The sequence below is a fragment of the Brevundimonas sp. FG128 genome, from assembly GCF_057809775.1.
This window is the reverse complement of record NZ_JBMDKP010000005.1, coordinates 133,118-158,882: the sequence shown is the minus strand read 5'-3', so window position 1 is coordinate 158,882 and position 25,765 is coordinate 133,118. Positions and strand designations below refer to the sequence as shown.

The 25,765-nt window shown below is 69.1% G+C and carries 29 protein-coding genes; 21 read left to right on the top strand and 8 right to left on the bottom strand.

Annotation, left to right across the window (positions count from 1 at the left end; translation table 11 throughout):
• The first annotated feature begins 385 nt into the window (after nt 1–385).
• From ACODSC_RS14075 to ACODSC_RS14055, 5 genes are all read left to right on the top strand, one after another.
• Nucleotides 386–1,042 carry an SGNH/GDSL hydrolase family protein gene (locus ACODSC_RS14075; RefSeq protein WP_488814614.1) on the top strand — a complete coding sequence of 219 codons (657 nt, stop codon included), beginning with the start codon at nt 386–388 and terminating at the stop codon, nt 1,040–1,042.
• 38 nt (nt 1,043–1,080) lie between these two features.
• A complete protein-coding gene (locus ACODSC_RS14070) occupies nt 1,081–2,151 on the top strand; it encodes an acyltransferase family protein (protein WP_488814613.1) in 1,071 nt (356 codons plus the stop codon).
• 106 nt (nt 2,152–2,257) lie between these two features.
• Nucleotides 2,258–3,430 (top strand): phage portal protein, encoded by a 1,173-nt coding sequence (locus ACODSC_RS14065; protein WP_488814612.1) that lies wholly within the window; start codon nt 2,258–2,260, stop codon nt 3,428–3,430.
• A gap of 87 nt (nt 3,431–3,517) precedes the next feature.
• Nucleotides 3,518–3,751 (top strand): hypothetical protein, encoded by a 234-nt coding sequence (locus ACODSC_RS14060; protein WP_488814611.1) that lies wholly within the window; start codon nt 3,518–3,520, stop codon nt 3,749–3,751.
• Nucleotides 3,752–3,771: 20 nt separating this feature from the next.
• A complete protein-coding gene (locus tag ACODSC_RS14055) occupies nt 3,772–4,212 on the top strand; it encodes an HK97 family phage prohead protease (RefSeq protein WP_488814790.1) in 441 nt (146 codons plus the stop codon).
• On the opposite strand, the gene ACODSC_RS14050 is transcribed toward ACODSC_RS14055, so the two are convergent.
• Together ACODSC_RS14050 and ACODSC_RS14045 are read right to left on the bottom strand one after the other, a co-directional pair.
• Entirely contained in the window at nt 4,199–4,948 is a 750-nt protein-coding gene (locus ACODSC_RS14050; RefSeq protein WP_488814610.1) for a hypothetical protein, read from the bottom strand. The genes ACODSC_RS14055 and ACODSC_RS14050 overlap by 14 nt on opposite strands.
• 10 nt (nt 4,949–4,958) lie before the next feature.
• Complete coding sequence (locus tag ACODSC_RS14045) at nt 4,959–5,597, bottom strand: hypothetical protein (RefSeq protein ID WP_488814609.1); 639 nt, start codon at nt 5,595–5,597, stop codon at nt 4,959–4,961.
• Nucleotides 5,598–5,642: 45 nt separating this feature from the next.
• Here ACODSC_RS14045 and ACODSC_RS14040 point away from each other — a divergent pair, with 45 nt between their 5' ends.
• The 8 genes from ACODSC_RS14040 to ACODSC_RS14005 all read left to right on the top strand — a co-directional run bounded on the left by ACODSC_RS14040 (nt 5,643) and on the right by ACODSC_RS14005 (nt 9,576).
• The gene (locus ACODSC_RS14040) at nt 5,643–6,869 is read left to right on the top strand and encodes a phage major capsid protein (RefSeq protein ID WP_488814608.1); all 1,227 of its coding nucleotides are present in this window, start codon (nt 5,643–5,645) and stop codon (nt 6,867–6,869) included.
• 218 nt (nt 6,870–7,087) lie between these two features.
• A complete protein-coding gene (locus ACODSC_RS14035; protein ID WP_488814607.1) occupies nt 7,088–7,351 on the top strand; it encodes a head-tail connector protein in 264 nt (87 codons plus the stop codon).
• Entirely contained in the window at nt 7,318–7,644 is a 327-nt protein-coding gene (locus ACODSC_RS14030) for a phage head-tail adapter protein (protein WP_488814606.1), read from the top strand. Before ACODSC_RS14035 ends, ACODSC_RS14030 begins: the two co-directional genes overlap by 34 nt.
• Complete coding sequence (locus tag ACODSC_RS14025) at nt 7,641–8,042, top strand: DUF3168 domain-containing protein (protein WP_488814605.1); 402 nt, start codon at nt 7,641–7,643, stop codon at nt 8,040–8,042. Before ACODSC_RS14030 ends, ACODSC_RS14025 begins: the two co-directional genes overlap by 4 nt.
• A gap of 164 nt (nt 8,043–8,206) precedes the next feature.
• Entirely contained in the window at nt 8,207–8,617 is a 411-nt protein-coding gene (locus ACODSC_RS14020) for a phage major tail protein, TP901-1 family (protein ID WP_488814604.1), read from the top strand.
• Nucleotides 8,614–8,892: a GTA-gp10 family protein gene (locus tag ACODSC_RS14015; RefSeq protein ID WP_488814603.1), complete on the top strand. Its 279-nt coding sequence runs from the start codon at nt 8,614–8,616 to the stop codon at nt 8,890–8,892. The genes ACODSC_RS14020 and ACODSC_RS14015 overlap by 4 nt, the downstream gene beginning before the upstream one ends.
• Nucleotides 8,889–9,065, top strand: a complete 177-nt coding sequence (locus ACODSC_RS14010; protein WP_488814602.1) for a phage tail assembly chaperone — start codon at nt 8,889–8,891, stop codon at nt 9,063–9,065. Before ACODSC_RS14015 ends, ACODSC_RS14010 begins: the two co-directional genes overlap by 4 nt.
• Nucleotides 9,055–9,576 carry a phage tail tape measure C-terminal domain-containing protein gene (locus tag ACODSC_RS14005; protein ID WP_488814601.1) on the top strand — a complete coding sequence of 174 codons (522 nt, stop codon included), beginning with the start codon at nt 9,055–9,057 and terminating at the stop codon, nt 9,574–9,576. The genes ACODSC_RS14010 and ACODSC_RS14005 overlap by 11 nt, the downstream gene beginning before the upstream one ends.
• Nucleotides 9,577–9,619: 43 nt before the next feature.
• Here ACODSC_RS14005 and ACODSC_RS14000 read toward each other — a convergent pair whose 3' ends face one another.
• The gene (locus ACODSC_RS14000; RefSeq protein ID WP_488814600.1) at nt 9,620–10,339 is read right to left on the bottom strand and encodes a DUF805 domain-containing protein; all 720 of its coding nucleotides are present in this window, start codon (nt 10,337–10,339) and stop codon (nt 9,620–9,622) included.
• A 97-nt stretch (nt 10,340–10,436) separates the two neighbouring features.
• Here ACODSC_RS14000 and ACODSC_RS13995 point away from each other — a divergent pair, with 97 nt between their 5' ends.
• From ACODSC_RS13995 to ACODSC_RS13960, 8 genes are all read left to right on the top strand, one after another.
• Nucleotides 10,437–11,048 carry a phage distal tail protein, Rcc01695 family gene (locus tag ACODSC_RS13995; RefSeq protein ID WP_488814599.1) on the top strand — a complete coding sequence of 204 codons (612 nt, stop codon included), beginning with the start codon at nt 10,437–10,439 and terminating at the stop codon, nt 11,046–11,048.
• A gap of 3 nt (nt 11,049–11,051) precedes the next feature.
• Entirely contained in the window at nt 11,052–11,699 is a 648-nt protein-coding gene (locus ACODSC_RS13990; protein WP_488814597.1) for a baseplate hub domain-containing protein, read from the top strand.
• The gene (locus tag ACODSC_RS13985) at nt 11,696–12,448 is read left to right on the top strand and encodes an NlpC/P60 family protein (protein WP_488814595.1); all 753 of its coding nucleotides are present in this window, start codon (nt 11,696–11,698) and stop codon (nt 12,446–12,448) included. Before ACODSC_RS13990 ends, ACODSC_RS13985 begins: the two co-directional genes overlap by 4 nt.
• A complete protein-coding gene (locus tag ACODSC_RS13980; protein WP_488814593.1) occupies nt 12,449–16,147 on the top strand; it encodes a baseplate multidomain protein megatron in 3,699 nt (1,232 codons plus the stop codon).
• Between the two features lie 86 nt (nt 16,148–16,233).
• On the top strand, nt 16,234–17,160 hold the full coding sequence (locus ACODSC_RS13975; protein WP_346494960.1) for a DnaJ C-terminal domain-containing protein: 927 nt from the start codon (nt 16,234–16,236) through the stop codon (nt 17,158–17,160).
• Between the two features lie 48 nt (nt 17,161–17,208).
• Complete coding sequence (locus ACODSC_RS13970; protein ID WP_488814592.1) at nt 17,209–18,366, top strand: phosphoserine transaminase; 1,158 nt, start codon at nt 17,209–17,211, stop codon at nt 18,364–18,366.
• A 132-nt stretch (nt 18,367–18,498) separates the two neighbouring features.
• The gene (locus tag ACODSC_RS13965) at nt 18,499–19,794 is read left to right on the top strand and encodes an adenylosuccinate synthase (protein WP_488814591.1); all 1,296 of its coding nucleotides are present in this window, start codon (nt 18,499–18,501) and stop codon (nt 19,792–19,794) included.
• 76 nt (nt 19,795–19,870) lie between these two features.
• Nucleotides 19,871–20,683, top strand: a complete 813-nt coding sequence (locus tag ACODSC_RS13960) for a response regulator (RefSeq protein WP_488814590.1) — start codon at nt 19,871–19,873, stop codon at nt 20,681–20,683.
• Nucleotides 20,684–20,731: 48 nt separating this feature from the next.
• On the opposite strand, the gene rpoH is transcribed toward ACODSC_RS13960, so the two are convergent.
• The 5 genes from rpoH to ACODSC_RS13935 form a co-directional block, all read right to left on the bottom strand.
• Nucleotides 20,732–21,619, bottom strand: a complete 888-nt coding sequence (gene rpoH / locus ACODSC_RS13955; protein ID WP_346494964.1) for an RNA polymerase sigma factor RpoH — start codon at nt 21,617–21,619, stop codon at nt 20,732–20,734.
• A 238-nt stretch (nt 21,620–21,857) separates the two neighbouring features.
• Nucleotides 21,858–22,163 (bottom strand): GNAT family N-acetyltransferase, encoded by a 306-nt coding sequence (locus ACODSC_RS13950; RefSeq protein WP_372692982.1) that lies wholly within the window; start codon nt 22,161–22,163, stop codon nt 21,858–21,860.
• A 7-nt stretch (nt 22,164–22,170) separates the two neighbouring features.
• Nucleotides 22,171–23,190: an RluA family pseudouridine synthase gene (locus ACODSC_RS13945; RefSeq protein WP_488814589.1), complete on the bottom strand. Its 1,020-nt coding sequence runs from the start codon at nt 23,188–23,190 to the stop codon at nt 22,171–22,173.
• Between the two features lie 92 nt (nt 23,191–23,282).
• Nucleotides 23,283–24,368 carry a class II fructose-bisphosphate aldolase gene (gene fba, locus ACODSC_RS13940; protein WP_488814588.1) on the bottom strand — a complete coding sequence of 362 codons (1,086 nt, stop codon included), beginning with the start codon at nt 24,366–24,368 and terminating at the stop codon, nt 23,283–23,285.
• A 140-nt stretch (nt 24,369–24,508) separates the two neighbouring features.
• Nucleotides 24,509–25,705, bottom strand: a complete 1,197-nt coding sequence (locus ACODSC_RS13935) for a phosphoglycerate kinase (RefSeq protein WP_488814587.1) — start codon at nt 25,703–25,705, stop codon at nt 24,509–24,511.
• Nucleotides 25,706–25,765 lie beyond the last annotated feature (60 nt).

Below are 25,765 nucleotides of genomic sequence, written 5' to 3'. Positions count from 1 at the left end.
TGGTCGTCGGCGGTGCGGACGATGCAGGCGGGCGGCCGCGAGGCGCGGCTACTGTGCATCGGAGACAGCGTGACGCAAGGCTATGGCGGGGTCTCCGGCGGCTGGACGTCGAACGGTCGGGCGGGCGCCTGGCCCGAGCGGCTGGCGGCCTTGATGAGCGGGCGGGGTCTGCCGGCGTCGGCGGAGTCGGTCGCCGGCGCGGGGGCGGCGGATGCGGCGAGCGGGGGCTATCCGGCCTATGATCCAAGGGTGACGATGGGCGCCGGGTGGGGCGTGAACGCCCTGACGGGGATGGGGGGGCAAGCTGTTCTCGGGCACGGCGTCGTCCAGCGGCGTCTGGAGCTTTCAGCCCGACGGGCCGGTCGATCGGTTCGACCTGTGGGCCGTGACCAATACGGCCCTGGGGGTGATGACGGTCGAGACGGACGGGGTGGTGCGTGCAAGCGTGAACACGACCAAGGCCGCGTCGATGGAGGTGACGACCGTGGCCTTTCCCGAGACGAGCGGGCCGGTGACGGTGCGCTGGGCCTCGGGCGGGGCGGTGTTCGTCGCGGGCGGGGTGGCGTGGCGATCGGACGTGCGGCGGGCGCAGGTGATCAATGCGGGATGGGGCGGGGCGAAGGTGGCGGACTGGACTGCGACGGACCAGCCGTACCGGGCCTATGGGTCGATTCCGGCGGCGGCGCCCGATCTGTCGGTCGTGTGCCTGACGATCAACGACTGGAACGCGGGGACGGCTGTGGCGACCTACAAGGCCGGACTGGGGGCGTTGGTGGATCGGTGCCTGACGACGGGGGACGTGCTGCTGATGACGGGCTGTCCGTCGGACCCGGCGCAGGGCAAGGCGAGCTATGCCGCGCAAACCGCGCTGCGAGATGCCGTTTTCGAGGTCGCGGCGGCGCGGGGGCTGGCGACGCCCATCGACGGGACGGCCCTGTTCGGCGGCGGGTTCGCCGGCGAACTGATGTTCGACGCAGTCCATCCCGATGGGGCGGGTCAGGCCAGGATCGCCGAGGCGGTGCGGGCGCGGGTGACGATCTGAGGTTGTCTGTTCTGCACGCACGGTGTTAACCGTGGCGGATGGGGGAGCGGTTCTACGGGGTGCAGGCGCTGCGGTTCGCGGCGGCGACGGCGGTGGTCGTCACGCACGCCGTGGATCTGGCCGGGACGCGGCTGGGGCTGGAGACGGCGCTGGCCGGCGGGACGCTGGAGAACTTCGGCGCCGTGGGCGTGGACGTGTTCTTCGTCATCAGCGGCTTCATCATCGCCACGACGACGCGGGGGCAGGCGGGTGTCGGTGCGGCCGGAGCGTTCCTGTGGCGAAGGTTTCGGCGGGTGGCGCCGATCTATTGGCTGCTGTCGCTGCCGATCCTGATCGGGATGGCGCGGGGCGGGACCCTGAGCCCGGAGGTGGCTGCGGCGACGTTTCTGTTCTGGCCGTTCAGCGGGCTGGAGATGACGTTTCCGGCGCTGGGGCCGGGGTGGACCCTGTGTTTCGAGATGCTGTTCTACGCCGGGTTCGGGTTGGCGATGGCGGGCGGTAGGCGGGTCGGCTGGGGGCTGGTCGGGGCCTATGCGGCCATGCTGGCGGCCGGGTTGGTCGTGGCGACGCCGGTGCCGAGGTTCTGGGGCGCGCCGATCATTCTGGAGTTCCTGCTGGGCGTGGGGATCGCGTCGGTGTGGCGGAGGACGCCGCGTCGGTCGGGGATATGGGCGGTCGGGCTGGCGCTGGTCGGGTTCGGGCTGAGCCTGGTCGTCGGCTATGGCGGGATCGACGATGTGCGGGCGTTGAACGATCCGTGGAACGGGTTGAGGCGGGTGCTGATCTGGGGGGCACCCAGCGCGCTCTTGGTGTTCGGCGTAGTGCGGATGGAGCGGACGGACACGGCGCCGGGGCGGTGGGAGCGAGCGGCGGCCTTCATGGGGGATGCGTCCTATTCGATCTATCTGGTCCATGTGCTGGTGATCCGCGCGTTGGGACGGTTGTTCGAGAGCGGCATGGTCGCCATGCCTGGGGATGCGGTGGCGGTGTTGACGGTGGTCGCGAGTTTGGCGGCGGGGGTGGTCGTGCACCTGGCGGTGGAGCGGCCGTTGTTGCGGCTGATGACGCCTTCAAGACATCGCGCTTTGCTTCACACATCGTCATCCTAGGCCTTGTGCCTAGGATCCATAAACACCGGACCTGAGCGGCGAGCACCGTGAGTATGGATCCTCGGGACAAGCCCGAGGATGACGAAAATAAAAGGAAATCGACACGATGGTTTCGATCCGGTGGCCGTTCGGCCAGGCGGGGCGCGTGCGTGCGCCTGAGGGCAAGGAGAGCCGAGCGGGCGGGGTGATCGCCTTGTCGGGCGTGGGGCGGCCGCGGTGGACGCCCAACGACTACGCCAGCCTGGCGCGCGAGGGGTATCAGAAGAATGCGGTGGCCTATCGCTGCATCCGCATGATCGCCGAAGCGGCGGCGGCTGCGCCGTTTGCAGTGTTCGTGGACGGGGTGCGCGACGAGGCGCATCCGCTGGCGAAACTGATCCGCCGGCCCAATCCCGAACAGTCGGGGGCCGAGCTGATGGAGGCGGTCTATGGGGCGTTGCAGGTGTCGGGCAACGCCTATGTCGAGGCGACCGGCGATGCGGACGGGGACGGGGCGCCGGACGAGCTGTGGGCGCTGCGGTCGGATCGGGTGAAGGTGATCCCCGGCCGGTCGGGCTGGCCCGAGGCTTGGGATTATTCCGTGGACGGACGTTCGGTTCGGATCGGGCGGGCGGCGGACGGCTGGGCGCCGGTGATGCACCTGAAGCTGTGGCATCCGCTGGACGACTGGTACGGGCTGTCGCCGATGGAGGCGGCGGCGCAAGGGGTGGATGCGCACAATGCGGCGGGCGCCTGGAACAAGGCCCTGCTGGACAATGCGGCGCGGCCGTCGGGGGCGCTGGTCTATGGGGCGCGCAACGGCGAGCGGCTGACGGACGGGCAGTTCGAGGCGCTGAAGGATCAGTTGTCGAACGTCTACGCCGGGGCGACGAACGCCGGACGGCCGATCCTGCTGGAAGGCGGGATGGATTGGAAGCCGCTGAGCCTGACGCCGGCGGAGATGGATTTCACGGCCGGCAAACATGCGGCGGCGCGCGAGATCGCCCTGGCGTTCGGGGTGCCGCCGCAGCTGCTGGGGATACCGGGCGACGCGACCTACGCCAACTATCGCGAGGCCAACGCGGCCTTCTGGCGACAGACGGTGATCCCGCTGGTGAGGAAGGCGGCGGGGGCGATGACGGGCTGGCTGGGCGAACGGTTCGCGGGGTGCGAGGTGCGGGCGGATCTGGAGGCGGTGGCGGCGTTGCAGCCCGAGCGCGACGCCCTGTGGGCGCGGCTGGAGGCGGCGAGCTTCCTGACGGACGAGGAACGCCGGCGGATGGCGGGGGTGGGGGCGTGAGGGGTGATTGGTGAGTCGTGAATGAGGGGCGGCCGGCACTCACGATTCACGACTCACGATTCACGAAATCGAACGGAGAGAGCGACAATGACCGAACATCACATCCGGCGCGTGCCGACGGCGTTGCTGATCGCCGTGGCGGTGCAGACTATCGGCGGCCTGGTCTGGGCAGGCGGGGCGGCGGCGCGGATCGCGACGCTGGAACAGCGGGTCGGGGAGCAGAGGCTGGTCGCCGAACGGCTGGCGCGGCTGGAGGTTCAGGGCGAGGCGACGGCGGCGGCGGTGGAGCGGATCGAGCGGCGGTTGGAGGGCGGGTCGTGAGTGGTGAATCGGGAGTGGTGATGGAGCGCAATCATTCACGGCTCACGAGTCACCACTCACCCCTTCGGATCGAAGGTTACGCCTCCCTGTGGGGCGTGGCGGATCTGAACGGGGATGTGATGCAGGCGGGGGCGTTTGCGGACAGTCTGGCGAAGACGGGCGCCGAAGGGGTGCGGATGCTGAACCAGCACGATGCGCGGGCGCCGGTCGGGGTCTGGGAGCAGATCGTGGAGGATGCGCGGGGGCTGTTCGTGCGCGGCCGGATCGAGGACTGGTCGGCCGAGGCGCGGTTCGCCGGCGCCCTGAGCCGGGCGGGGGCGATGGACGGACTGTCGATCGGTTACCGCACGGCTCGGGCGCGACGTCAGGGGCGGTTGAGGGTGCTGAGCGCGGTGGAACTGTGGGAGGTGTCGCTGGTGACGTTTCCGATGCTGCCTGGCGCGCGGTTCAGTTTGGCTTGATCGCCGCGGCGGCCTGGTTCTGTTCGAGGCGTTCGACGAAGCGGGCGAGGGCGGCGCGGCCCTTCTTGCCGTGCATGGCGCGCAAGGCCCAGAAACCGCCGATGATGGCGAAGGCGAAGGGCAGGCGCAGCAGGGTCACGGCGATCAGGCCGACTACGCCGATCAGGAGATAGAGGCCGAGGAAGACGCCCGCGAGCGCGCCGATCGAGGCGGCGGGGGGTGCCGGAGCGGGAGCCGGAACGGAAGCGGCCCGGGGCGGCGGGGAAGACAGCGTCGGTGCGGCGGCGGCCTCGGTCTTTGGTCTTTGCTGGCGCGGCGGCGGTGCGGGCTCGGGTGAGAGTCGGGCGGGGCGATACAGGATGGACCGGCCGTGGTCGTCGACGATGAAGACCTCGCCGAAGGGCGTGTTCGAGAGGTCGATGCGGCGGGTGTCCTGGCCATAGCTCTGGCCGTGCAGTGCGATCAGACGACCCCGGCGCAGCTCGATCTGGAAGCCGATGGGATCGGGCAGGTTCCCGACCATGACATGAACCGTGCCGAACAGGCCGGTGGCGTCCGGATTGCCGGTCGCGCGGTTCGCATCGACGATCATTTGGGAATAGAGGCCGGCGCCGGTGTTGCGACGCAGGCCGGGCGAACTGGCCGCCGTCTGCGCCGCCAGATCGGGCACGCGATCGCCCATCTGCCAGCCCATGGCGTCCATGACGGTGCGTTCGAGGGGCGTGAGATGGGCCATCAGGCGACCATTATAGAGCAGGGAAGGGGCGACGGCCCTCGGCCTTCGCCTGGCCGACGTAGTGGGCGTTCATCTGGCGCAGTTTCGCCCGAAGCAGGAACAGGAAAGCCAATACGGTCAAGACGACAAACACCGGCCAGTAGGGAATGGGCGGCATCCCCAAATGGCGTGTCAGAAAGCCCAGCGGGTCGCGCGATCCAGCCGTCACGCAAAACATGATCCATACGCAAAGGGCGATCGCGTCGATCACATTGGCAGCAGTTTTGGATGGCGCCGCTCCCCAGCGCGCTATCGCCGCCTGCATAGGGCGAGGCACAGTTTCGATAGGCGGCTGCCTGGTGATGAGCAGGAAATCGCCTAGCGGAATAGGGTCGAGTTCCTGGGATGTCTGAAGCCGCTGTAGCGGCGAGAGGCGGCGCGAGAGTGCGCGCCTCTTGCGACGTTCGATAAAGGCGAGCGCATATTGAAGGCCCAGAGCGCCGAAGATGGCCATTAACGGCAGAACATAGAAGAGGTCGGGAACTGGCCCTTCATAGTGGTTCAAGACGGCGACTGCCGTGATCGGCGCCAGCGGCGCCCATACCCAAACGAGCTTGAGCAGCCAGGAGCGCTGCAAGCCGTCCAATAATTTCGAGGTCGTGTCGGTCACGCCTCGACCCTAACCGCAACCCGCGGTTCTTCAACCGGAGATATCATGAAAGAGACCAAACAGGCTTCGGGCACTCCCGAGGCGCGCGCTGTCGTGCATGAGATGATGGCGGCGTTCGAGGCGTTCAAAGGGGCGAACGACGTCCGGTTGGGCGAGATCGAGAAGAAGGCGGCGGCCGATGTGCTGCTGGAGGAGAAGGTGGCGCGCATCGACCAGGCGGTGGCGGCGGCCCAGGCGCGGCTGGATCGGGTGATGAGCCAGAACAGGCGTCCGGTTATCGGCGGCGAACCGTCCGAGCCGGCGGCTGCCCCCGAGGCGAAGGCGGCGTGGGACGGCTATCTGAAGACGGGTCAGTCGGGTGGTCTGGAGGTCAAGGCGGGTCTGTCGGGTGGGGCGACCTCGGGCGGCTATGTCGTGCCGTATGAGACCGAACGGGCCATCGAGCGTCGGCTGATGGCGGCCTCGCCGATGCGCGAAATCGCCACGGTGCGCACGGTGGCGGCCGGCGTGTTCCGTAAGCCGGTGTCGACGGCGGGCGTGGCCTGCGGCTGGGTGGCGGAGACGGCGGCGCGGCCGGAGACGGACCCGGCGACCCTGGCGTTGCTGGAGTTCCCGTCGGCGGATCTGTACGCCAATCCTGCCGCGACCCAGGCCCTGCTGGACGATGCGCTGGTGGACCTGGACGAATGGCTGGCGGCCGAGGTGGAGGACGCCTTCGCGGCCCAGGAAACCCAGGCCTTCGTGACCGGCGACGGCGTAAACAAGCCCAAGGGGTTCCTGAGCTACGATACCGTGGCGGACGCCGGCCAGGCCTGGGGCCAGATCGGTTCTGTGGCGTCGGGCGCGGCGGGCGGGTTTGCGGCGACCAGTCCGACGGACCGGCTGATCGACCTGATCTATGCGCCCAAGGCCCAGTACAGGCCGAACGGACGGTTCGTGATGAACCGCAAGACGGTCTCGGCCGTGCGCAAGTTCAAGGACGCGGACGGCAACTACATCTGGCAGCCGGCGACGCGGCTGGGCGAGACGGCGTCGCTGCTGGGCTATCCGGTCACCGAGATCGAGACAATGCCGGATATGGCGGCCAACAGCCTGTCCATCGCGTTCGGGGACTTCCAGCGGGGCTATCTGATCGTAGATCGGGCGGGGGTGCGGGTGCTGAGGGATCCCTATTCGGCCAAGCCCTATGTGCTGTTCTACACGACCAAGCGCGTGGGCGGCGGGGTGCAGAACTTCGACGCTGTGAAAGTCATGAAGTTCTCCGCGACGTAGTCGCGGAGGGCAAGGTGATGAAGTTCAGCGCGAGCTGATGTGATGGCGCTCGTTTCTCCCTCCCCCTGCGGGGGAGGGCAGGCCGCGTAGCGGCCGGGTGGGGGCGGCAGGGCGACCGGACTCGGATTGCCTGGCCCTCCCCACCCGGTCTCGCCTGCGGCTCGACCACCCTCCCCCGTGGGGGAGGGAGAATTCTGAATCTGACAATGGAGATTGCCATGGCGCAGCCGGTGACGGTGGCGGAGGCGAAGCTGTTTCTGAGGGTCGAGCATGAGGCCGAGGACGGGCTGATCCAGACCTTGATCGAGGCGGCCCAGGCGAAGGTCGAGGGGGATGTGGGGTTGGGCCTGACATCGACTTCGCCGCCGCCGTTGCGGCTGGCGATCCTGATGCTGGTGCTGCGGGCCTATGAGCGGGGGGAGCCGATGGCGGTGGAGCCCGTGGAAGGGTGGATCGCGCCGTATCGCGTGGTGCGGTTGTGAGGATCCTGGCGGGGCTGTTCCAGCCGGTGGAGGCCGAGACGCCTTATGGCGGGCGCAGCGTGACGTTCGAGGCGGTGGGGTCGGCCTGGCTGAAGTGCGGGGCGCGCAGGCGGGTCGAACGCGGCGAGGGGGATCAGAGGCGGGCGGTCGAGACGATGGGGGCCGAGGCGCGGGCGGATCCTCGGCTGGCGGTCGGGCGGGTGCTGCGGTTCGGCGGGGCGGACTGGCGGATCGTTGCGACGCAGGATGTGCGGCCGGGGCGGGTCAGGCTGGATCTGGAGCGGGTGCGATGAGGGATCATGAAAGCGCGCTGCAGAAGGCGGTGGTGGCGGCGCTGAAGGGGGATGCGGCGGTTGCGGCGCTGTTGGGCGGCCGGGTGTTCGATCAGGCTCCCGAGGGGGCCGCGTTTCCGCATCTGGTGGTCGGGCGGTGCGAGAGCCGGCCGGTGGCGGCGGACGGAGGCGGGGTCGAGCAGAGGCTGACGCTGACGGGCGTGTCGCGGTTCGCCGGATCGGAAGAGGCCAAGGCGGTGGCGGCGGCGGTGCGGGCGTGTCTGCACGAGGCGGTGCTGGAGGCCGATGGCGTGCGGACGGCGACGCTGAGGGCGACGTCTGCGGACGTGTTCCGGGCGAGCGACGGGCGACGGACCTATGCGGTGGTGCGGTTGAGGGCGGTGACGGAAGAGATTTGATCCTCCCTCGCGTCAGCGGGGGAGGGGGACCATGCGCAGCATGGTGGAGGGGGCGAAGAGCGGACCGGGTGTGGAAATCAGGCGACGAGCGCGTGTCCGCCCCCTCCACCACTTCGTGGTCCCCCTCCCCCGTTTCGCTGCGCTTCACGAGGGAGGATTGAGTGATGACCGCACAGGCGGGCAAGGACATGCTGCTGAAGATCGAGGGCGCGCCGGGCGTGTTCACGACGGTGGCGGGGTTGAGGGCGCGGACGATTTCGCTGAACGCCAAGACGGTGGATGCGACCGACGGCGACAGCGCCGGGCGGTGGCGCGAGCTGCTGGCGGGGGCGGGCGTGAAATCGGCGGCGGTGTCGGGGCAGGGGATCTTCCGCGATGCGTCGTCGGACGCCCTGGTGCGCGAGGCCTTCTTCGATCAGGCGGCCAAGACCTGGCGGCTGATCGTGCCGGACTTCGGCGTGCTGGAGGGGCCGTTCCTGGTGGCGGCGCTGGAATACGCCGGCGAGCACGAGGGGGAGGCGACCTTTGCGCTGAGCCTGGCCAGCGCGGGGGCCATCGGGTTCAGCGCGATATGAACGGCGCGCGGGGCGAGGCGGCGGTGATGCTGGGCGGCGAGCGGCGGCGGGTGTGTCTGACGCTGGGGGCGCTGGCGGAGATCGAGACGGGGCTGGGCGTCGATGGGCTGGCGGCGGTGGCGGAACGGATGAAGGCGCTGTCGGCGAGAGATCTGATGGTGGTGCTGGCGGCGGTGTTGCGCGGGGGCGGGGACGAGGCGGCGGATGTCTCGGCGGTCGATCCGCGCGAGGCGGCGGTCGCGGTGGCGCAGGCGTTTTCGGCGGCCGCGAGGTGACGCCCTGGGGCGAGATGTTGAGGCTGGCGGCCGCGATGGGCGTGGGGCCGGAAGCGTTCTGGCGGCTGTCGCTGAAGGAGTGGCGGATGTTGACGCAGTCGCCGCATGGCACGGCTCCGATGGGGCGTGAGGGGCTGGCGCGATTGATGGAGGGTTGGCCGGATGGCGGATGAGTTTGGGCCGGGCGGGATCGACCAGGTCGCGCTGAGAGCAGCGGAGGCCGGGGCGGCGCTGGAGGCGCTGAAGGCGCCGGCGCAGGATGCGGCTGACGCCATCGAGGAGGCGTTCGGCCGGGCGGGCGACAGCCTGACGCGGTCGCTGGCGCGAGCGGCGGCGGACGGGGAGGTGTCACTGGCCGAACTGGCGCGGGCGGTGCTGAACGCGGTCAATGCGGCGGCGGGGTCGCAAGGTGGATTGAGCGGCGCGATCCAGGCGGCGATGTCCAGTTTCGGCGGGGCGCGGGCGGACGGCGGGCCGGTGCTGTGCGGCGGCGCCTATCTGGTCGGAGAGCGCGGGCCGGAGGTGTTTCGACCCGCGACGGGCGGCGAGATCGGGCCGGCTTCCGGCGGCGGGGTTACGGTCAATGTGGCGGTGGACGGCGGCGCGCCGGCCCTGCTGAGGTCGGAGGCGCAGATCGCCCAGATGCTGGCGCGGGCCGTCAGTCTGGGTGCAAGGCGGATGTAAAAACGCCGCCCCGTCGAGGACGGGGCGGCGCTGGAGGCGTGCCTTACAGGCCCTTGGGGTTCGGGCCGAAGCGGTTCTCGCCCTTCTGGCTGTCCGTTATGCCAATCCAAAGCAGGAAGGCCAGGTTGACGAGCGTGGCGATGGTGAAGGCGCCGAAGGCCGGACCCATGATGGACAGCGCGGCCATCGGGTTATCCTCGTAATAGCTCTCGTCCATGCCGCTGGCGGCGATGCCGGCAAACATCATCACGAAGCCGGCGATGACCAGTATCGTGGAGATCGCCCAGGGAATGGCGACCAGCCAGCCGCTCTTGCCCATGTCGTGAAGACGCTTCACCGAAATGGCGAGGTTGGGCCAGATCAGGGCCAGGGAGATCAGCCCGCCCAGGAAGGGAATCCAGCCCAGCACCAGGCTGGCGCCGAAGATGATCAGGAAGCCGATCCAGAAGTGCGAGCGGCGCAGGCGGCCATTGAACGACAGCATGGCGGACTGGAAGTCGAAGCCCGAGCCGGGCGCGCCGACTGCGGCTGAGGCGGCCGAAGCAGCGTAACCGCCGGCGACGCCGGTGGTGGTCGCAGCGCCGGCGAGGATCAGAATCTGGGTGGCGGCGGCGCCTTCGGGGACGAAGTCGACGCGGACGCCGGCGGCGGGGACGGCGGGCGACTGGAGCGCGGCCGAGGTGAAGTCGTAGCGCGCGCCGTCGTCGCCGCTAATCAGGCCGGTTCCGGTCGTGCTGTCGTAGCTGAGGATTTCGCCGCGCAAACGTGTCGCTCCCATGGGCAGGCGGCCGAGGCTGGCCGTGCCGCGAGCATGAACGAGCGGCGATCGATGAACAAGTGAAACAGGGGACAGGTTCGACATGGCCTTCCATGAGGTGCGGCTGCCGGCGCGGCTGGCGTTCGGCTCGACCGGCGGGGTGGAGCGCAGGACCGAGATCACGACGCTGGCGTCGGGATTCGAGCGGCGGTCGACCCCCTGGGCGTTGGGGCGCAGGCGGTATCTGATCGGGGCCAACCTGAGATCGCTGGACGACATGGCCGAGCTGGTCGCCTTCTTTGAGGCGCGTCGGGGGCGGCTGTACGGGTTCCGGTTCAAGGATTTCGCAGACTTCAAGTCGTGCGCGCCGGGCGGGACGGTGTCGGCGGGGGATCAGGTGCTGGGCGTGGGTGACGGGGTGCGGACGGCGTTCGGCCTGGTCAAGCGATACGGCGATGTGGAGCGGCCGATATCAAAGCCGGTCGCGGGGTCGGTGCGCGTGGCGGTCGGGGGCGTCGAGGTCGCGGATTTCACCGTGGATGAGGCGACGGGGGTGATGACTCTGGCGAGCGCGCCGGCGGCGGGCGCCGTGGTGACGGCGGGGTTCGCGTTTGACACGCCCGTGCGGTTCGACAGCGACCGGATCGAGACGACGCTGGAGAGTTTCGAGGCCGGACGGATGGCGGCCGTGCCGCTGATCGAGGTTCGGGTCTGAACCATGCGAAATATACCGGAAGAAATGGCCGCCCGTATCGAGAGCGGGGCGGCGACGCTGTGTCATGTCTGGCGGCTGGAGCGGGCCGATGGAGCGGTGATGGGGTTCACCGATCACGACCGGGACCTGGTGGTGGATGGCGCAGTCTGTCGGGCGGCGAGCGGTTGGACGGCAGGGGCGGGCGAGAGCGCTGTCGGGCTGGCGGCGGGATCGGTCTCGGCGGCGGGGGCGCTGGATGACGAGGCGATCAGCGAAGCGGATGTGGCGGCGGGTCTGTTCGATGCGGCGACGGTCGAGCTGTGGCGGGTGGATTGGTCGCGGCCCGATCTGAGGGTGCGGTTGTGGGCGGGGACGCTGGCGCGGATTCGACGGGAAGGGGGCGGGTTCGTCGCCGAGTTGGAGGGGCCGCTGGCGAAGCTGGAGTGGGTGGTCGGGCGGACCTATGGGCGGATGTGTGATGCGCGGCTGGGGGACCAGAGGTGCGGGGTCGCGGATGCGGCGGGGCGGGTCTGCGACAAGCGGTGGGAGACCTGCGTCAAGACGTTCGGGAATGGGGCGAACTTTCGCGGGTTCCCGGATGTGCCGGGGGACGACTTTCTGACGGCGTATCCCGCGGGGAGCGCGCGGAACGACGGCGGGAGCCGGCGGTGAGGGGCGCGGCGATAATTTCTCCCTCCCCGGAACGGGGAGGGTCGTCGCGAAGCGACGGCGTGGGGACGGCCGGGCGACCGGACTCGGAGTGCCGGGCCGCCCCCACCCGGTCTCGCCGCCGGCTCGACCACCCTCCCCCGCGGGGGGAGGGAGAGGTTGGTGCGCTTGTCGTTGCATCGGCCCGGTCTTGGCTCGGCACGCCGTATCGGCATCAGGCCAGTGTGAAGGGCGTGGGTGCGGATTGTCTGGGGCTGGTGCGCGGTGTGTGGCGCGAGGTCGTGGGGCGTGAGCCGGAGGACTTGCCGGCCTATTCGGCGGACTGGGCCGAAGTCGGCGGGCGCGAAATGCTGCTGGAGGCGGCGGAGCGGTGGCTGAGGCCGGTCGCGGTCGATGAGATGCGGGCGGGGGATGTGCTGCTGTTTCGGATGTCGCCGGGGGCGGCGGTGAAGCACTGCGCCATCCTGAGCGATCTCGGCGGGCCGGAGCCGAGGATGATCCACGCCTATTGGGGACGGGCGGTGGTCGAGAGCTGGATGGGCGTTTGGTGGCGGCGACGGCTGGTCGCGGTGTTTCGGTTTCCAATCCTCCCCAGCGAAGCGGGGGAGGGGGACCGCGCGAAGCGTGGTGGAGTGGGCGAAAGTCCCACGGATTTTGGTGAAGCAGGATTAGAGGTCGGAGGTGCGGTCGCCCCCTCCACCACTTCGTGGTCCCCCTCCCCCGTGAACGGGGGAGGATCTTTGGAGGAGTAGATGGCGCAAGTCGTTCTGAGCGCTGTGGGTCAGTCGGTCGGCGGGCCGGTCGGGCGGGTGATCGGCTCGACGATCGGGCGGGCGATCGACAATCGCGTGGTTGGATCGCTGGGGCCGGCGCGGCAGGTGGGGCCGAGGCTGGAGACGCTGAAGGTGCAGGGGACGGCGGAAGGGGCGCCGATGGCCTGCGTGTTCGGGCGGGCGCGGGTGACGGGTCAGGTGATCTGGGCGGCGCGGTTCCTGGAAGGCAAATCGAAAGGGCGGGCGGGCAAGGGCGGGCCGAAGACGGTCGACTATGTCTATTCGCTGAGCTTCGCCGTGGCGCTGTGTGAAGGCGAGATCGACGGGGTCGGGCGGGTCTGGGCCGATGGGCGGCTGATGGACATGACCGGCGTCGTGATGCGGGTGCATCGCGGGAGCGAGGACCAGACGCCGGATCCGTTGATCGAGGCGGTGGAGCAGGATGCGCCCGCCTATCGCGGCACGGCCTATGTGGTGTTCGAGGACTTGCCGCTGGGGCCGTTCGGGGACCGGGTTCCGCAGTTGAGTTTCGAGGTGTTTCGGCGGCCGCGCGGGCAGGCGGCGCGGCTGGAGGATATGCTTGAGGGGGTGTGTCTGATCCCTGGTGCGGGGGAGTTCGCGCTGGCGACCGAGGCGGTCGTGCGGCGCGAGGGGCTGACGCGGGCGCGGCCCGAGAATGTGCACAATGGCGAGGGTCGGGCGGACCTGATCGCATCGCTGGATCAGTTGCAGGCGCAGCTGCCGAAGCTGAAACGGGTCAGTCTGGTGGTGGGGTGGTTCGGCAGTGACCTGAGAGCGGGGGAAAGCCGGGTGCGGCCGGGGGTGGAGCGGCGCGACAAGCCGACGGAGCCGATGGGCTGGTCCGTGGCGGGCGTGACGCGAGGCGAGGCCTATGAGGTCAGTCGGGTGGACGGGGCGCCGGCCTATGGCGGGACGCCGTCGGACGAGAGCGTGCGGCAGGCGATCCGCGAGCTGAAGGCGCGGGGGCTGGAGGTCACGCTGTATCCGTTCGTCTTCATGGACTGCCCCGGCTATCCGTGGCGGGGGCGTGTGGCGGGCGTGGATGGGGCCGGGGCGACGGCGGAGATTGCGACCCTGTTCGGCGGGGCGGACGATTGGGGCCTGCGGCGGATGGCGCTGCACTATGCCCGGATCGCGGCCGAGGAGGGGGCGGACGGCCTGTTGATCGGGTCGGAGATGCGGGGCGTGACCTGGACGCGGGATGCGGTCGGGGGCTTTCCGGCGGTCGATCAGTTCCGGGCGCTGGCGGGGGAATGCCGGGCGGTGGTGGGGGCGGATGTCGCCCTGTCCTATGCGGCGGACTGGAGCGAATATTTCGGGCGTCAGGCCGGCGGGGAGATCGTGTTTCACCTCGATCCGCTGTGGGCAGATGAGACCATCGATCATGTGTCGATCGACTGGTATCCGCCGCTGACGGACTGGCGCGAGGGCGACGGCGGCGCAGACGCGGCGACGTTCGCGGGGGCGGCGGACCCGGCCTATCTGGCGGCGGGCGTCGCGGGCGGGGACGGGTTCGACTGGTACTACGCCAGCGAGGCGGATCGGGCGGCGCAGGCGCGCACGCCCATCGTCGATGGGGCGCATGGCGAGGACTGGGTGTTTCGGCCCAAGGACCTGAAGGGGTGGTGGTCGAACCGGCACCATGACCGGCCGGGCGGGGTGAGGGCGCCGACGCCGACCGCCTGGGTTCCGGGGATGAAGCCGGTGCGGCTGTCGGAGTTCGGCTGTGCGGCGGTCGACCGGGGCGGCAATGCGCCGAACCTGTTCCAGGATCCCAAGAGCAGCGAGAGTAGCTTGCCGCCGGGATCGACCGGCGGGCGAGACGATGCGGTGCAGCGGGCGGCGCTGGAGGCGGTGCTGGGTCATTACGCAACGCCTGAGAACAATCCGGTTTCGGCGGTCTATGGCGGGCGGATGCTGGCGGGGGCGGACGCCTGGTGCTGGGACGCGCGGCCCTATCCGGCGTTTCCGGCAAGGGGGGATGTGTGGGCGGACGCAGGGGCGTGGCGGGCCGGGCACTGGCTGAACGGGCGGCTGGCGGGGGATGGGCGCGACCTGATCGAGGCGGTGCTGGCGCGGGGCGGTCTGGCGGCTGATGAAATGTCAGTGGAGGGCGTCGAGGGGGCGGCGGCCGGCTATGTCATCGACCGGCCGACGCGGACGCGCGATGCGCTGGAGCCGCTGCTGGCGGCGTTCGATGCGGTGGCGGCGGAGCGTAACGGACGGGTCGCCGTGCTGGGGCGTGTGGAGACGGTGGTCGAGATCGCGGGCAAGGCTTTGGCCTTGCCCGACGGCGGCGCTGCGGAGGCGACGACGCGGACGCTGGAGGCGCGGGCGGGCGAGGCGCGGGTGCGGTTCATCGACGAGACGGCGGACTATCAGACGGGCGCGGTGGTCGTGCGGTCTGAGGATGCGTCGGCGACGGGCGGCGGGGTGGATCTGGATCTGCCGCTGGTGTGCGGTGGTGGGCTGGCCAGGGCGGCGGCTGAGCGGGCGCTGGATGGCGACGGCGTGGAGGCGAAGACGCTGGCGCTGGGGCCGCTGGAGGCCTTGCGGCGGGAGCCGGGGGATGGGGTGCGGCTGGACGGCGTCGCGGGCGACTGGCGCGTGATGCGGACGACGGCGGACGAGACGCCGTCGGCGGTGGTGGAGCCGGTAGCCTCGCGGCGGGTCGTCGAAGACGATGGCGTCTGGCGCGGGGGCGAGACGCCCGCCGTGGTCGGGGCGCCCTTCGTCGGGGTGTTGGACCTGCCGCCTCTGATCGGGCGGGAGGAGGATGGGCGGCCGGTCGTGGCGGTTGCGGCGGAGCCCTGGCGGACGATGCGGCTGCATGCGGGGGCGTCGACCGAGACGCTGACGGCGCGGGCGGATGTGGAGACGCCGGCGACGGTGGGGGTGCTGGTCGAGGCGTTGGGGCCAGGGGTGCGGCATCGCTGGGACGAGGTCCATGCGGTCGTGGTGCGGGTCGAGGGCGGTGCGCCGGAGAGCGCGGTCGAGACGGCGGTGCTGGGCGGCGGCAATGCGCTGGCGGTCGAGACGGCGGCGGGCTGGGAGGTCGTGCAGTATCGGTCGGCGGTGCTGGTCGGGCCGGGGACGTGGCGGCTGGAGGGACTGTTGCGGGGGCAGCAGGGAACCGAGGTCGAGATGCGGGCCGGCGCCGGAGCGGGATCGGTCGTGGTGTTTCTGGACGACCGACTGGCGCGGGCGGAGATCGGGCGGGGGGAGCGGGGCCTGCCTCTGGTCTGTCGCGCGGGGCCGGCCGGGGCGGCGCCGGGTGGGACGGGGTTCACTGAGACGATGTTTCAGTCGAGGAGCATGCATGACCGACCGTGGTCGCCGTGTGGACTGGCGGTCGCTGCGGATGGGGACGGGCTGACGGTTCGGTGGACGCCGCGCGTGCGGCTGTTCGGCGATGGCTGGGACGGGGAGCCTGCGGCGGTCGATCCGGTGCGGTTCCGTGTGCGGGTGCTGGACGGCGACGTCGTGGTTCGGACGGTGGAGGCGGAGGGTTTGTCCGCCTTCTATCCGGCGGCCGCCCTGGCGGCGGACTTTCCCGAGGGCGTGACGGCGACGGCGCGGATCGCCGTGGCGCAGTGGGGCGAGGGATTTGGGTGGGGCCCAGAGGCAGAGGTGGAGGCGGAAATCGGGCTGATCTGAGCAAATGACGGGTCCGGCCCTTTGCGTGGGGCGGGGCATGGCTTAACTGACGGCCTCTCGGTTTTTCAGTTGGAGCGACAACGCACGTGGCAGGCGACCCCTACAAGGAACTGGGCGTTTCGAAGGGCGCGAGCGCGGACGAGGTCAAGAAGGCGTATCGCAAGCTCGCCAAGGAGCTGCACCCCGACAAGAACCCCGGCGACAAGATCACCGAGGACAAGTTCAAGCGGGTGACGGCGGCCTTCGACATCCTGGGCGACGCCGAGAAGCGCGCCAAATACGACGCCGGCCAGATCGACAACGACGGCAACGAACAATATCGCGGCTTCGGCGGGGGCGGTCGCGCCGGCGGTAGTCCGTTCGGCCAGGGTGGTGCGGGCGGCGGCTTCGGCGGCGGGCCGGGCGGCCGGGCCAACTTCGAAGGCGTCGATCTGGACGACCTGTTCGGGATGTTCGGCGGGGCGGGGCGTCAGCGCGGCGCGCGGGACTTCACGTCGCGCGGGCAGGACGTGAAGGCGACGCTGGACATCAGCCTGGAAGACGCCATCGCGGGGGCGACGCGACGGATCCAGTTCTCGGACGGTCGCACGCTGGACGTGACCATTCCCAAGGGCGCGTCGGAGGGCCAGACCATCCGCCTGCGTGGACAGGGTTCGCCGGGGCGCGGGGCCGAGAACGGCGACGCCCTGATCGAGCTGAAGATCGAGGCGCATCCGATCTACAAGCGTGACGGGGCGGACCTGACGATGGACCTGCCGGTGTCGGTTCCCGATGCGGTGCTGGGCGCCAAGGTTCGCGTGCCGACGCCCGAAGGCGTGGTGCAGATGACGATCCCGGCGGGTTCGAATTCGGGCAAGATCCTGCGGCTGAAGGCGCGCGGGGCCTATGCGGCGGGCAAGCGCGGGGATCTGTTGGCGCGGCTGGTGGTGACGCTGCCGGACGAGCCGGACGAGGCCCTGACCCGGTTCGCCGAGGAATGGCGGGCCAAGCGGCCCTATACGCCGGGACGTTAAGCGCGCTCAAGCAGCGCGACGCGCGGTAGCGCCAAGGGGAAAAAGAGCATGAGCGTGAAGCCTGATGTGAAGCCGGCGCGGCCGTGGTTTTCGGCGGGGCCGACGGCGAAACGGCCGGGCTACAGCCTGGCGGGTCTGCCGTCCGATCTGCTGGGACGCGGCATCCGCGCGCCGGAGGTGGTGGAGCGGTTCGCGCATGGCCTGCGGCTGACGCGCGAGGTGCTGGACGTCCCCGAGAGCCACGTGATGCTCTACACGCCGGGGTCGGACACGGGCGCGGTCGAGGCGGCCCTGTGGGGGATGCTGGGGCAGCGGCCGGTGCAGGTCGTGGCGTTCGAGAACTTCGGCCTGACGTGGCTGGCGGACGTGAAGGATCATCTGGGGTTGGAGCCCGAGGCGCTGACGGCGCCCTGGGGCGAACTGCCGGATATGAGCCAGGCGGACTGGTCCAAGGACGTGGTGTTTCCGTGGAACGGCACGACCTCGGGCGTGCGCGTGCCGGACGCCGACTGGATCGCCGACGACCGCGAGGGGCTGGCGATCTGCGACGCGACCTCGGCCGCCTTCGCCATGCCCTTGCCATTCGACAAGCTGGATGTGGTGACCTTCAGCTTCCAGAAGGCGCTGGGCGGCGAGGCGGGCATCGGCGTGATGGTGCTGTCGCCGCGCGCGGTAGCGCGTCTCGATACGTATCGGCCGGATCGGGCGATCCCCAAGCTGCTGCGGTTGACGGACGGCAAGGGCTTCGACCGAGCGCTGGCGGACGGGGTAGCGATCAACACCTTCTCGATCCTGACCATCGAGGACTGGATCGACGCTCTGGACTGGGCGAAGGGCATAGGCGGCCTGACGGAGCTGATCCGGCGCACGGACGCCAACTATGCGGTGTTGGCGGAGTGGGTCGACAAGACCGACTGGATCGCCTTCCTGCCGGATCGGCCGGAGATTCGGTCGACGACGTCGGTGTGCCTGAAGTTCACTGACGCACGGATCGCGGCACTGGACGCCAAGGCGCAGAAGACTTTCGTCGTGCGGTTCAAAGCCTTGCTGGAACGCGAGGCGGCCGTTTTCGACATGGAGCCGCATCGCAACGCCCCGCCGGGACTACGCCTGTGGTGCGGTTGCACCGTCGAGACGGCCGATGTGATCGCGGCGACGCCGTGGCTGGAATGGGCGTTCGAGACGGCGGTCGCCGAACTCGCATAAATGCGCGTAACGGGACGACACCGGACGATTCCCCCGCTATAGGCTGCGCCCGCATTCGGGTCGGCGCGCAGGCGCGACGCCCCAACGATATTGACGCGTTCTTCGAGAAGAACGCTTGGGCGGAGAAGTGCTTTGGCGAACGTAGCGGTGGTCGGCGCCCAGTGGGGCGACGAGGGCAAGGGCAAGATCGTGGACTGGCTGTCCAACCGCGCCGACATGGTCGTGCGGTTCCAGGGCGGTCACAATGCGGGCCATACGCTGGTCGTGGACGGCAAGGTCTACAAGCTGGCGCTGCTGCCTTCTGGCGTGGTGCAGGGCAAGCCGTCGATCATCGGCAACGGCGTGGTTGTCGATCCCTGGCATCTGGTCGGCGAGATCGAGAAGATCCAGGCCCAGGGCGTGGCGATCAGCCCCGAGATCCTCACCATCGCCGACAACGCCTGCCTGATCCTGCCGATCCACCCCGCGCTGGACGTGGCGCGCGAGGCGGCGGCGAGCGCGCCGGGCGCCAAGATCGGCACGACCGGGCGGGGGATCGGCCCGGCCTATGAGGACAAGGTCGGTCGGCGCGCCATCCGGGTCTGCGACCTGGCTGACGAAGACGATCTGAAGGTCAAGATCGACCGGCTGCGCTCGCACCACGATCCGCTGCGCGCGGGCCTGGGGCTGGAGCCGATCGACCCCGATGCGCTGCTGGCCCAGCTGCTGGAGATCGCGCCGAAGATTCTGCCCTATGTGAAACCGGCCTGGCGGGTGCTGGACCAGGCGCAGAAGGACGGCAAGCGCGTGCTGTTCGAAGGGGCGCAGGGCGCCTTCCTGGACGTGGACCACGGCACCTATCCTTACGTGACCAGTTCGAACACTGTGGCCGGACAGGCGGCCGCCGGATCGGGCATCGGGCCACGCGGCGTCGGCTATGTGCTGGGGATCGTGAAGGCCTATACGACGCGCGTCGGCGAGGGGCCCTTCGCCTGTGAGTTGAACGACGAGGTCGGAGAGCATCTGGCGACCGTGGGGCGCGAGGTGGGGGTGAACACCGGGCGGGCGCGGCGCTGCGGCTGGTTCGACGCCGTGCTGGTGCGCCAGTCGGTGGCGATCAACGGCATCGACGGCATCGCCCTGACCAAGCTGGACGTGCTGGACGGGTTGAAGACGCTGAAGATCTGCGTTGGTTACAAGGTCGATGGCGAGGTGCTGGATTATCTGCCCAGCAGCCTGAAGGCCCAGGCCGCCGCCGAGCCGGTGTTCGAGGAGCTGGAGGGCTGGAGCGAGAGCACCGCCGGGGTTCGCAGCTTCAAGGACATCAACGCCAACGCCATCAAATATGTGCGGCGGATCGAGGAGCTGATCGGCGCGCCGGTGGCCCTGCTGTCCACCAGCCCGGAACGGGACGACACCATCCTGATGCGGGATCCGTTCCAGGGTTGAGACGCAAAGCTTTGTTGATTCAACAGGCTTTAACCAGAGTGCGGTAAGGATAACAGCTCCAGACCGGGAGACCGACTTGTTCACCGCCGACGCCAGAACGTTGAGCCGCATCGAGCCTGCCGTAAGGCGGGTGGTGATCGTCGATCCCAACATGTCGTCCGCACGACTGCTGACCGACATCATGAAGGGGCTGGGCGCCCGCGAGGTCTATGTCGAGGGCGACGAGGAGCGCGCGCTGGAGTTGCTGCGCGACGTCGAGCCGGGCGTGATCTTCACCGAGCGGTCCGGCGAGACGCTGAACGGCGAGAGCCTGGCGCGGCGGGTGCGCCGGTCGAGCATGGCGTGCCGCATGTCGCCGATCATCATGGTGACGGGTGAGGCGACCGCCGCCGCTATCAAGGGCGCGCGCGATTCCGGCGTTCACGAGTTCCTGAGAAAACCCTTCACGACCGGCGACCTGTTCAAGCGGGTCGAGAACGTGGCCTTGAAGCCTCGACCCTGGATCGAGGCGGTGGGCTATGTCGGGCCGGATCGACGGCGGTTCAACTCGGGCGAATTTTCCGGTGCGCGCAAGCGGCGCAGCGATGGTACGGCAGGCGGAGGGCCGGCGGAGGTGAAGGATCAGGCGATCCGCATCCTGATTTCGGCCCTGGCGCAGTTCGATCAGGACCCCTCGCAAGCCACGCGCGCCATTCGACAGCAGGCCGAAACGCTGAACGGGCTGGCGATCAAGACCGCGGACGCCAAGCTGGCGATGGTCGTGGCGACGCTGCAGGCCTATTTAGCTGGCGGTCAGGTGACCAAGGTCGGAGTGGCCCAGCCGATCGGCGCGGTGGTTGCGGCGGCGAAAGCTGCAGAAGAAACGGCCCCGATGGCGCGGGCGTCCTGAAAACATAGAGGCCTGTCGCGCCGATAGAGCGCGACAGGTTATTTTCGATCAGGCGTCGACCAGGTTCCGCTCTTCGGCGGCGGCGCGCATGGCCTTTTGCAGCTTCTCGAAGGCGCGGACCTCGATCTGACGCACGCGTTCGCGCGACACGCCGTACTGGCCGGCGAGCTCTTCCAAGGTGACTGGGTCGTCCTTGAGGCGACGTTCCGTGAGGATATGCTTCTCGCGGTCGGTCAGCTCTCCCATAGCCTCTTGCAGGAGGCTCATGCGGATGCCCTTTTCCTCGTCTTCGGCGAGCTGGGTTTCCTGGGATACGGCGGTGTCGTCGGCCAGCCAGTCCTGCCATTCGCTTTCACCGTCAGCGCGCAGCGGCGCGTTCAGCGAGGCGTCGCCGCCGAGACGGCGGTTCATGTTGGTGACCTCTTCCTCGCTGACGCCCAACTTTGTGGCGATGGCGGCGAGGTGTTCGGGGTGCAGGTCGCCTTCCTCGAAGGCCGAGATCTGGCTCTTGGCCTTGCGCAGGTTGAAGAACAGCTTCTTCTGCGCGGCGGTGGTGCCCATCTTCACGAGCGACCAGCTGCGCAGAATGTATTCCTGGATCGAGGCGCGGATCCACCACATGGCGTAGGTCGCCAGGCGGAAACCCTTGTCCGGGTCGAATTTCTTGACGGCCTGCATCAGGCCGACGTTGCCCTCGGAAATCACTTCGCCGATCGGCAGGCCGTAGCCGCGATAGCCCATGGCGATCTTGGCCACGAGACGAAGGTGCGAGGTGACAAGGCGGTGGGCGCTCTCGGCGTCCTGGTGCTCAGACCAGCGCTTCGCCAGCATGAACTCCTCGTCCTTGGTCAGCATCGGAAACTTGCGGATTTCCGTCAGATAACGCGACAGGCCTTGTTCAGGCGACATCACCGCGAGCGTACTATTGGCAGCCATATACAGGTCCCTCCGACCGTCTTGAACGAGCGGGTTCTTCGTCATCGGCCACGGTGCGTGCGCCGAAGTCTCACCCCTCAACCGGTGAAGTAGCGATGGGTTGCCGCCATTTTTAGAGGCGGATCGTCACACGAAAGCGTGACCGTGGCCCTGGCGCCACTCGCGCCGATCGACGTCCTATATAGAACCAAGTCAGTTGCTATTCAAGACCCTGTAAATCTTCTCCCTATGTCGAGGGTCAGATCCCAAGGATTCCACGATAGGTCGGGTGCACCGCTTCGGCGTGCTCGGGGTGTTTCTGAAGATAAGCCGAGAAGAAGGGGCAGACCGGCAGGATCAGCAGGTCGCGGGCCCTGGCGTCGGCCAAGACGTGTTTGGCCAGTCGGCTGGCGATCCCCTGGCCCTCCAGCCGTTCCGGGACCAGGGTCTCGGTGATCATCAGATTGGGCGGCGACAAGTTGTAGGTGACGATCGCCACCTCGCCGTCGACCGGAAGTTCGTAGCGTTTCAGCTCGGCATTGTCGTGGATTTCGGGGTCGAGCATGGCGGCCTCACAGGTCGGAGAGCAGGGCTTCGAGCGTCATCATATCAGCAGGCGGAGCGGTTTCGAAGCGGAGCTGTTCGCCGGTGACGGGATGGACGAAGCCCAGGACGGCGGCGTGCAGGGCCTGACGCGTCAGGCCCGCCTCGGCGATGGCGGTGCGGACGGGGATGGCGGGGCTGCCCGAGCCATAGGTCGCGTCGCCGAGGATGGGCGAACCCTTGGACGACAGGTGGACGCGGATCTGGTGCGTGCGGCCGGTGTGCAGGGTGCAGGCGACGCGGGCGGCCATGGGGGCGCCGCCGGCCTTGGCGGGTTCACCATAGGTCGCCTGGACGACGTAATCGGTGATGGCTTCGCGGCCGCCGGCCTTCAGCACCGCCATCTTCTTGCGGTCGCCGGAGGAGCGGCCGATGCGGGTTTCGATCCGGCCCTTGGACGGCGACGGGGCGCCGCGCGTCAGGGCGATGTAGGTACGCTCGATGTCGTGGGTCGCGAAGAGGGCCGACAGGCCCTGGTGGGCGCGGTCGGTCTTGGCGGCGACCATGACGCCGGAGGTGTCCTTGTCCAGGCGGTGGACGATGCCTGGGCGAGCCACGCCGCCGATGCCCGACAGGCTGTCACCGCAGTGGGCCAGAAGGGCGTTGACCAGGGTGCCGTCGGGCGTGCCGGGCGCCGGATGGGCGGCCATTCCGGCGGGCTTGTCGATGACGATGAGGTCGGCGTCCTCGTAGAGGACGGTCAGGGGGATGGCCTGAGGCTGGGGCGTCGCGGGCGCCACAGGGGGCAGGGCGACGGCGTAGAGGCCGGGCTGGGCCTTGGCCGAACCACCGGTCAGGACCGCGCCGTCGCGGCTGACGGCGCCCTCGGCCAGCAGGGCCTGGAGGCGGGCGCGCGACAGGGTGGGGAAGGCGTCGGCCAAGGCCTTGTCCAGCCGGACGCCGGGCGCGTCGATGCGGGCCTCCAACACCTCGGCGGGGGCGGAGGCGGGGGACAGGTCTTCGTCGTCGATCGGATCAGGGTCGGACACGGGCCTCCCTAGCACGACCGGACGCCTGCGCGAGGGTGGACGTTCGCCGGTGCGGCGCGCGTTGAGCGACCGCTACCCGGTCTGACGTTCGATCAGGCAGCCTTGACTGATGCTCCGCGGAAGGACGGATCCAGGTCGCCCGAGGCGTAGCGTGTGGCCATCTGGGCAGTGGACAGCGGACGGATGGTGGAAGCCTGGCCTTCGCAGCCAAACTGCTGGTAGCGCTCCATGCAGAGCTTCTTCATCGCCGCCTTCGCGGGCTTCAGATAGGCGCGGGGGTCGAACTCGCGGGGGTTTTCCATCAACGCTTTACGAATAGCGCCGGTGATGGCCATGCGGTTGTCGGTGTCGATGTTGACCTTGCGCACGCCGTGCTTGATGCCGCGCTGAATTTCCTCGACCGGCACGCCCCAGGTCTGGGGCATCTCGCCGCCGTACTGGTTGATGATGTTCTGCAGGTCCTGCGGCACCGAGGATGAGCCGTGCATCACCAGGTGGGTGTTGGGCAGGCGGCGGTGGATTTCCTCGATCACGTTCATGGCCAGGACGTCGCCGTCCGGCTTGCGCGTGAACTTGTAGGCGCCGTGGCTGGTGCCCATGGCGATGGCGAGCGCATCGACCTTGGTGGCGGCGACGAAATCGACGGCCTGGTCCGGGTCGGTCAGCAACTGCGAATGGTCCAGCTTGCCCTCGAAGCCGTGGCCGTCTTCGGCCTCGCCCATGCCGGTTTCCAGCGAGCCCAGCACGCCTAGCTCACCCTCGACCGAAACGCCGCAGGCGTGGGCCATTTCGGTGACGCGGCGGGTGACATCGACGTTGTAGTCGTAGGAGGCGGGGGTCTTGGCGTCTTCTTCCAGCGAGCCGTCCATCATCACCGAGGTGAAGCCATACTGGATGGCGGTGGCGCAGGTCGCGGGGCCGTTGCCGTGGTCCTGGTGCATGCAGACCGGGATGTGCGGATAGAGCTCGGCCAGGGCGTCGATCAGCTTGGCCAGGACGATGTCGTTGGCGTAGTTGCGGGCGCCTCGGCTCGCTTGGATAATCACGGGAGCATTGACCTCGTGGGCCGCCTCCATGATCGCCAGACCCTGTTCCATATTGTTGATGTTGTAGGCGGGCAGGCCGTAGTCGTTCTCTGCCGCGTGGTCGAGCAGCTGTCGCAGCGTGATGCGCGCCATTGGTAATCTCCTGAGCCGAATAGTCTTTTTTGATTGGGCGAGAGATTAGCCGCGAGGGGTGACGAAGTCACGCCGCGTTACAGCCGCCTTGCGTTGATTTTCCACGATAGGGCGCGGGCGTGATCCGCCTGCATCGCCCCTCAGACGCGTAGAGCCTCGACGCCGGGAAGGGGCTTGCCCTCCATCCATTCCAGGAAGGCGCCGCCGGCGGTGGAGACGAAGGTCATGTCGTCAACGACGCCGGCGTGGTTCAGGGCCGAGACCGTGTCGCCGCCGCCGGCGACGGCGACCAGGGCGCCGGATTTAGTCAGGTCGGCGGCGGCCTTTGCGGCCTTGACGGTGGCGGCGTCGAATGGCGGCACCTCGAACACGCCCAGCGGCCCGTTCCAGATCAGGGTCTTGGACAGGGCCATGGCCTTGATCAATTTTTCCACCGTCAGCGGACCGGCGTCGAGAATCTTCTCCGCGTCGCCGATATCCTCGCGGGCCAGGACGGTGCGCGTCTCGGCGCCCGGCTTGACCTCTGTCGCCACGACGACGTCGATGGGCAGCAGGATCTCGCAGCCCTTGGTCTCGGCTTCGGCCAGGATTTCGCGCGCCGTGTCGGCCAAGTCCTTCTCGGCCAGCGAGCCGCCGATATCCACGCCCTGCGCGTAGAGGAAGGTGTTGGCCATGCCGCCGCCGATGGCGAGGCGGTCCAGCTTGCCGACCAGGTTTTTCAGCAGGTCCAGCTTGGTCGAGACCTTGGCGCCGCCGACGATGCCCAGAACCGGCTTCTGCGGATTCCCCAGGGCGGCGTCGAGGGCGTCGAGCTCGCGGCGCATGGATTCGCCGGCGTAGGCGGGCAGGTGGTGGGCGATGCCTTCCGTCGAGGCGTGGGCGCGGTGGGCGGCCGAGAAGGCGTCGTTGACATAGAGGTCGCCCAGGTCGGCCAGCTTTTGGGCGAAGACCGGATCATTGGCTTCCTCCGCCGCATGGAAGCGGACGTTTTCCAGCAGGACCACGCCGCCGGCGTCCAGGTCCCGGATGGCGTCCACGGCGTCCGGGCCGATGCAGTCGTCGGCGAAGCGGACGGGGGCGCCCAGTAGGTTTTCCAGATCATCGACGACGGGTCTCAGGCTCATCGACGGGACGCGTTGGCCCTTGGGGCGGTCGAAGTGGGCCAGCAGGGCGACCTTGGCGCCGGCGTCGCGCAGACGCTGGATCGTCGGCAGGGCGACGCGCAGACGGGTGTCGTCGGTGACCTTGCCGTTCTCCATCGGGACGTTGAAGTCCACGCGGACGAGCGCCGTCTTGCCGGCGAGGTCCTTGGCGTCGTCGAGGGTGCGGAAGGTCATGGTCGTTTCCCTGTCTCCTCCCTGTCGCGAAGCGATGGGGAGGTGGCGCGGCGCGCTTGC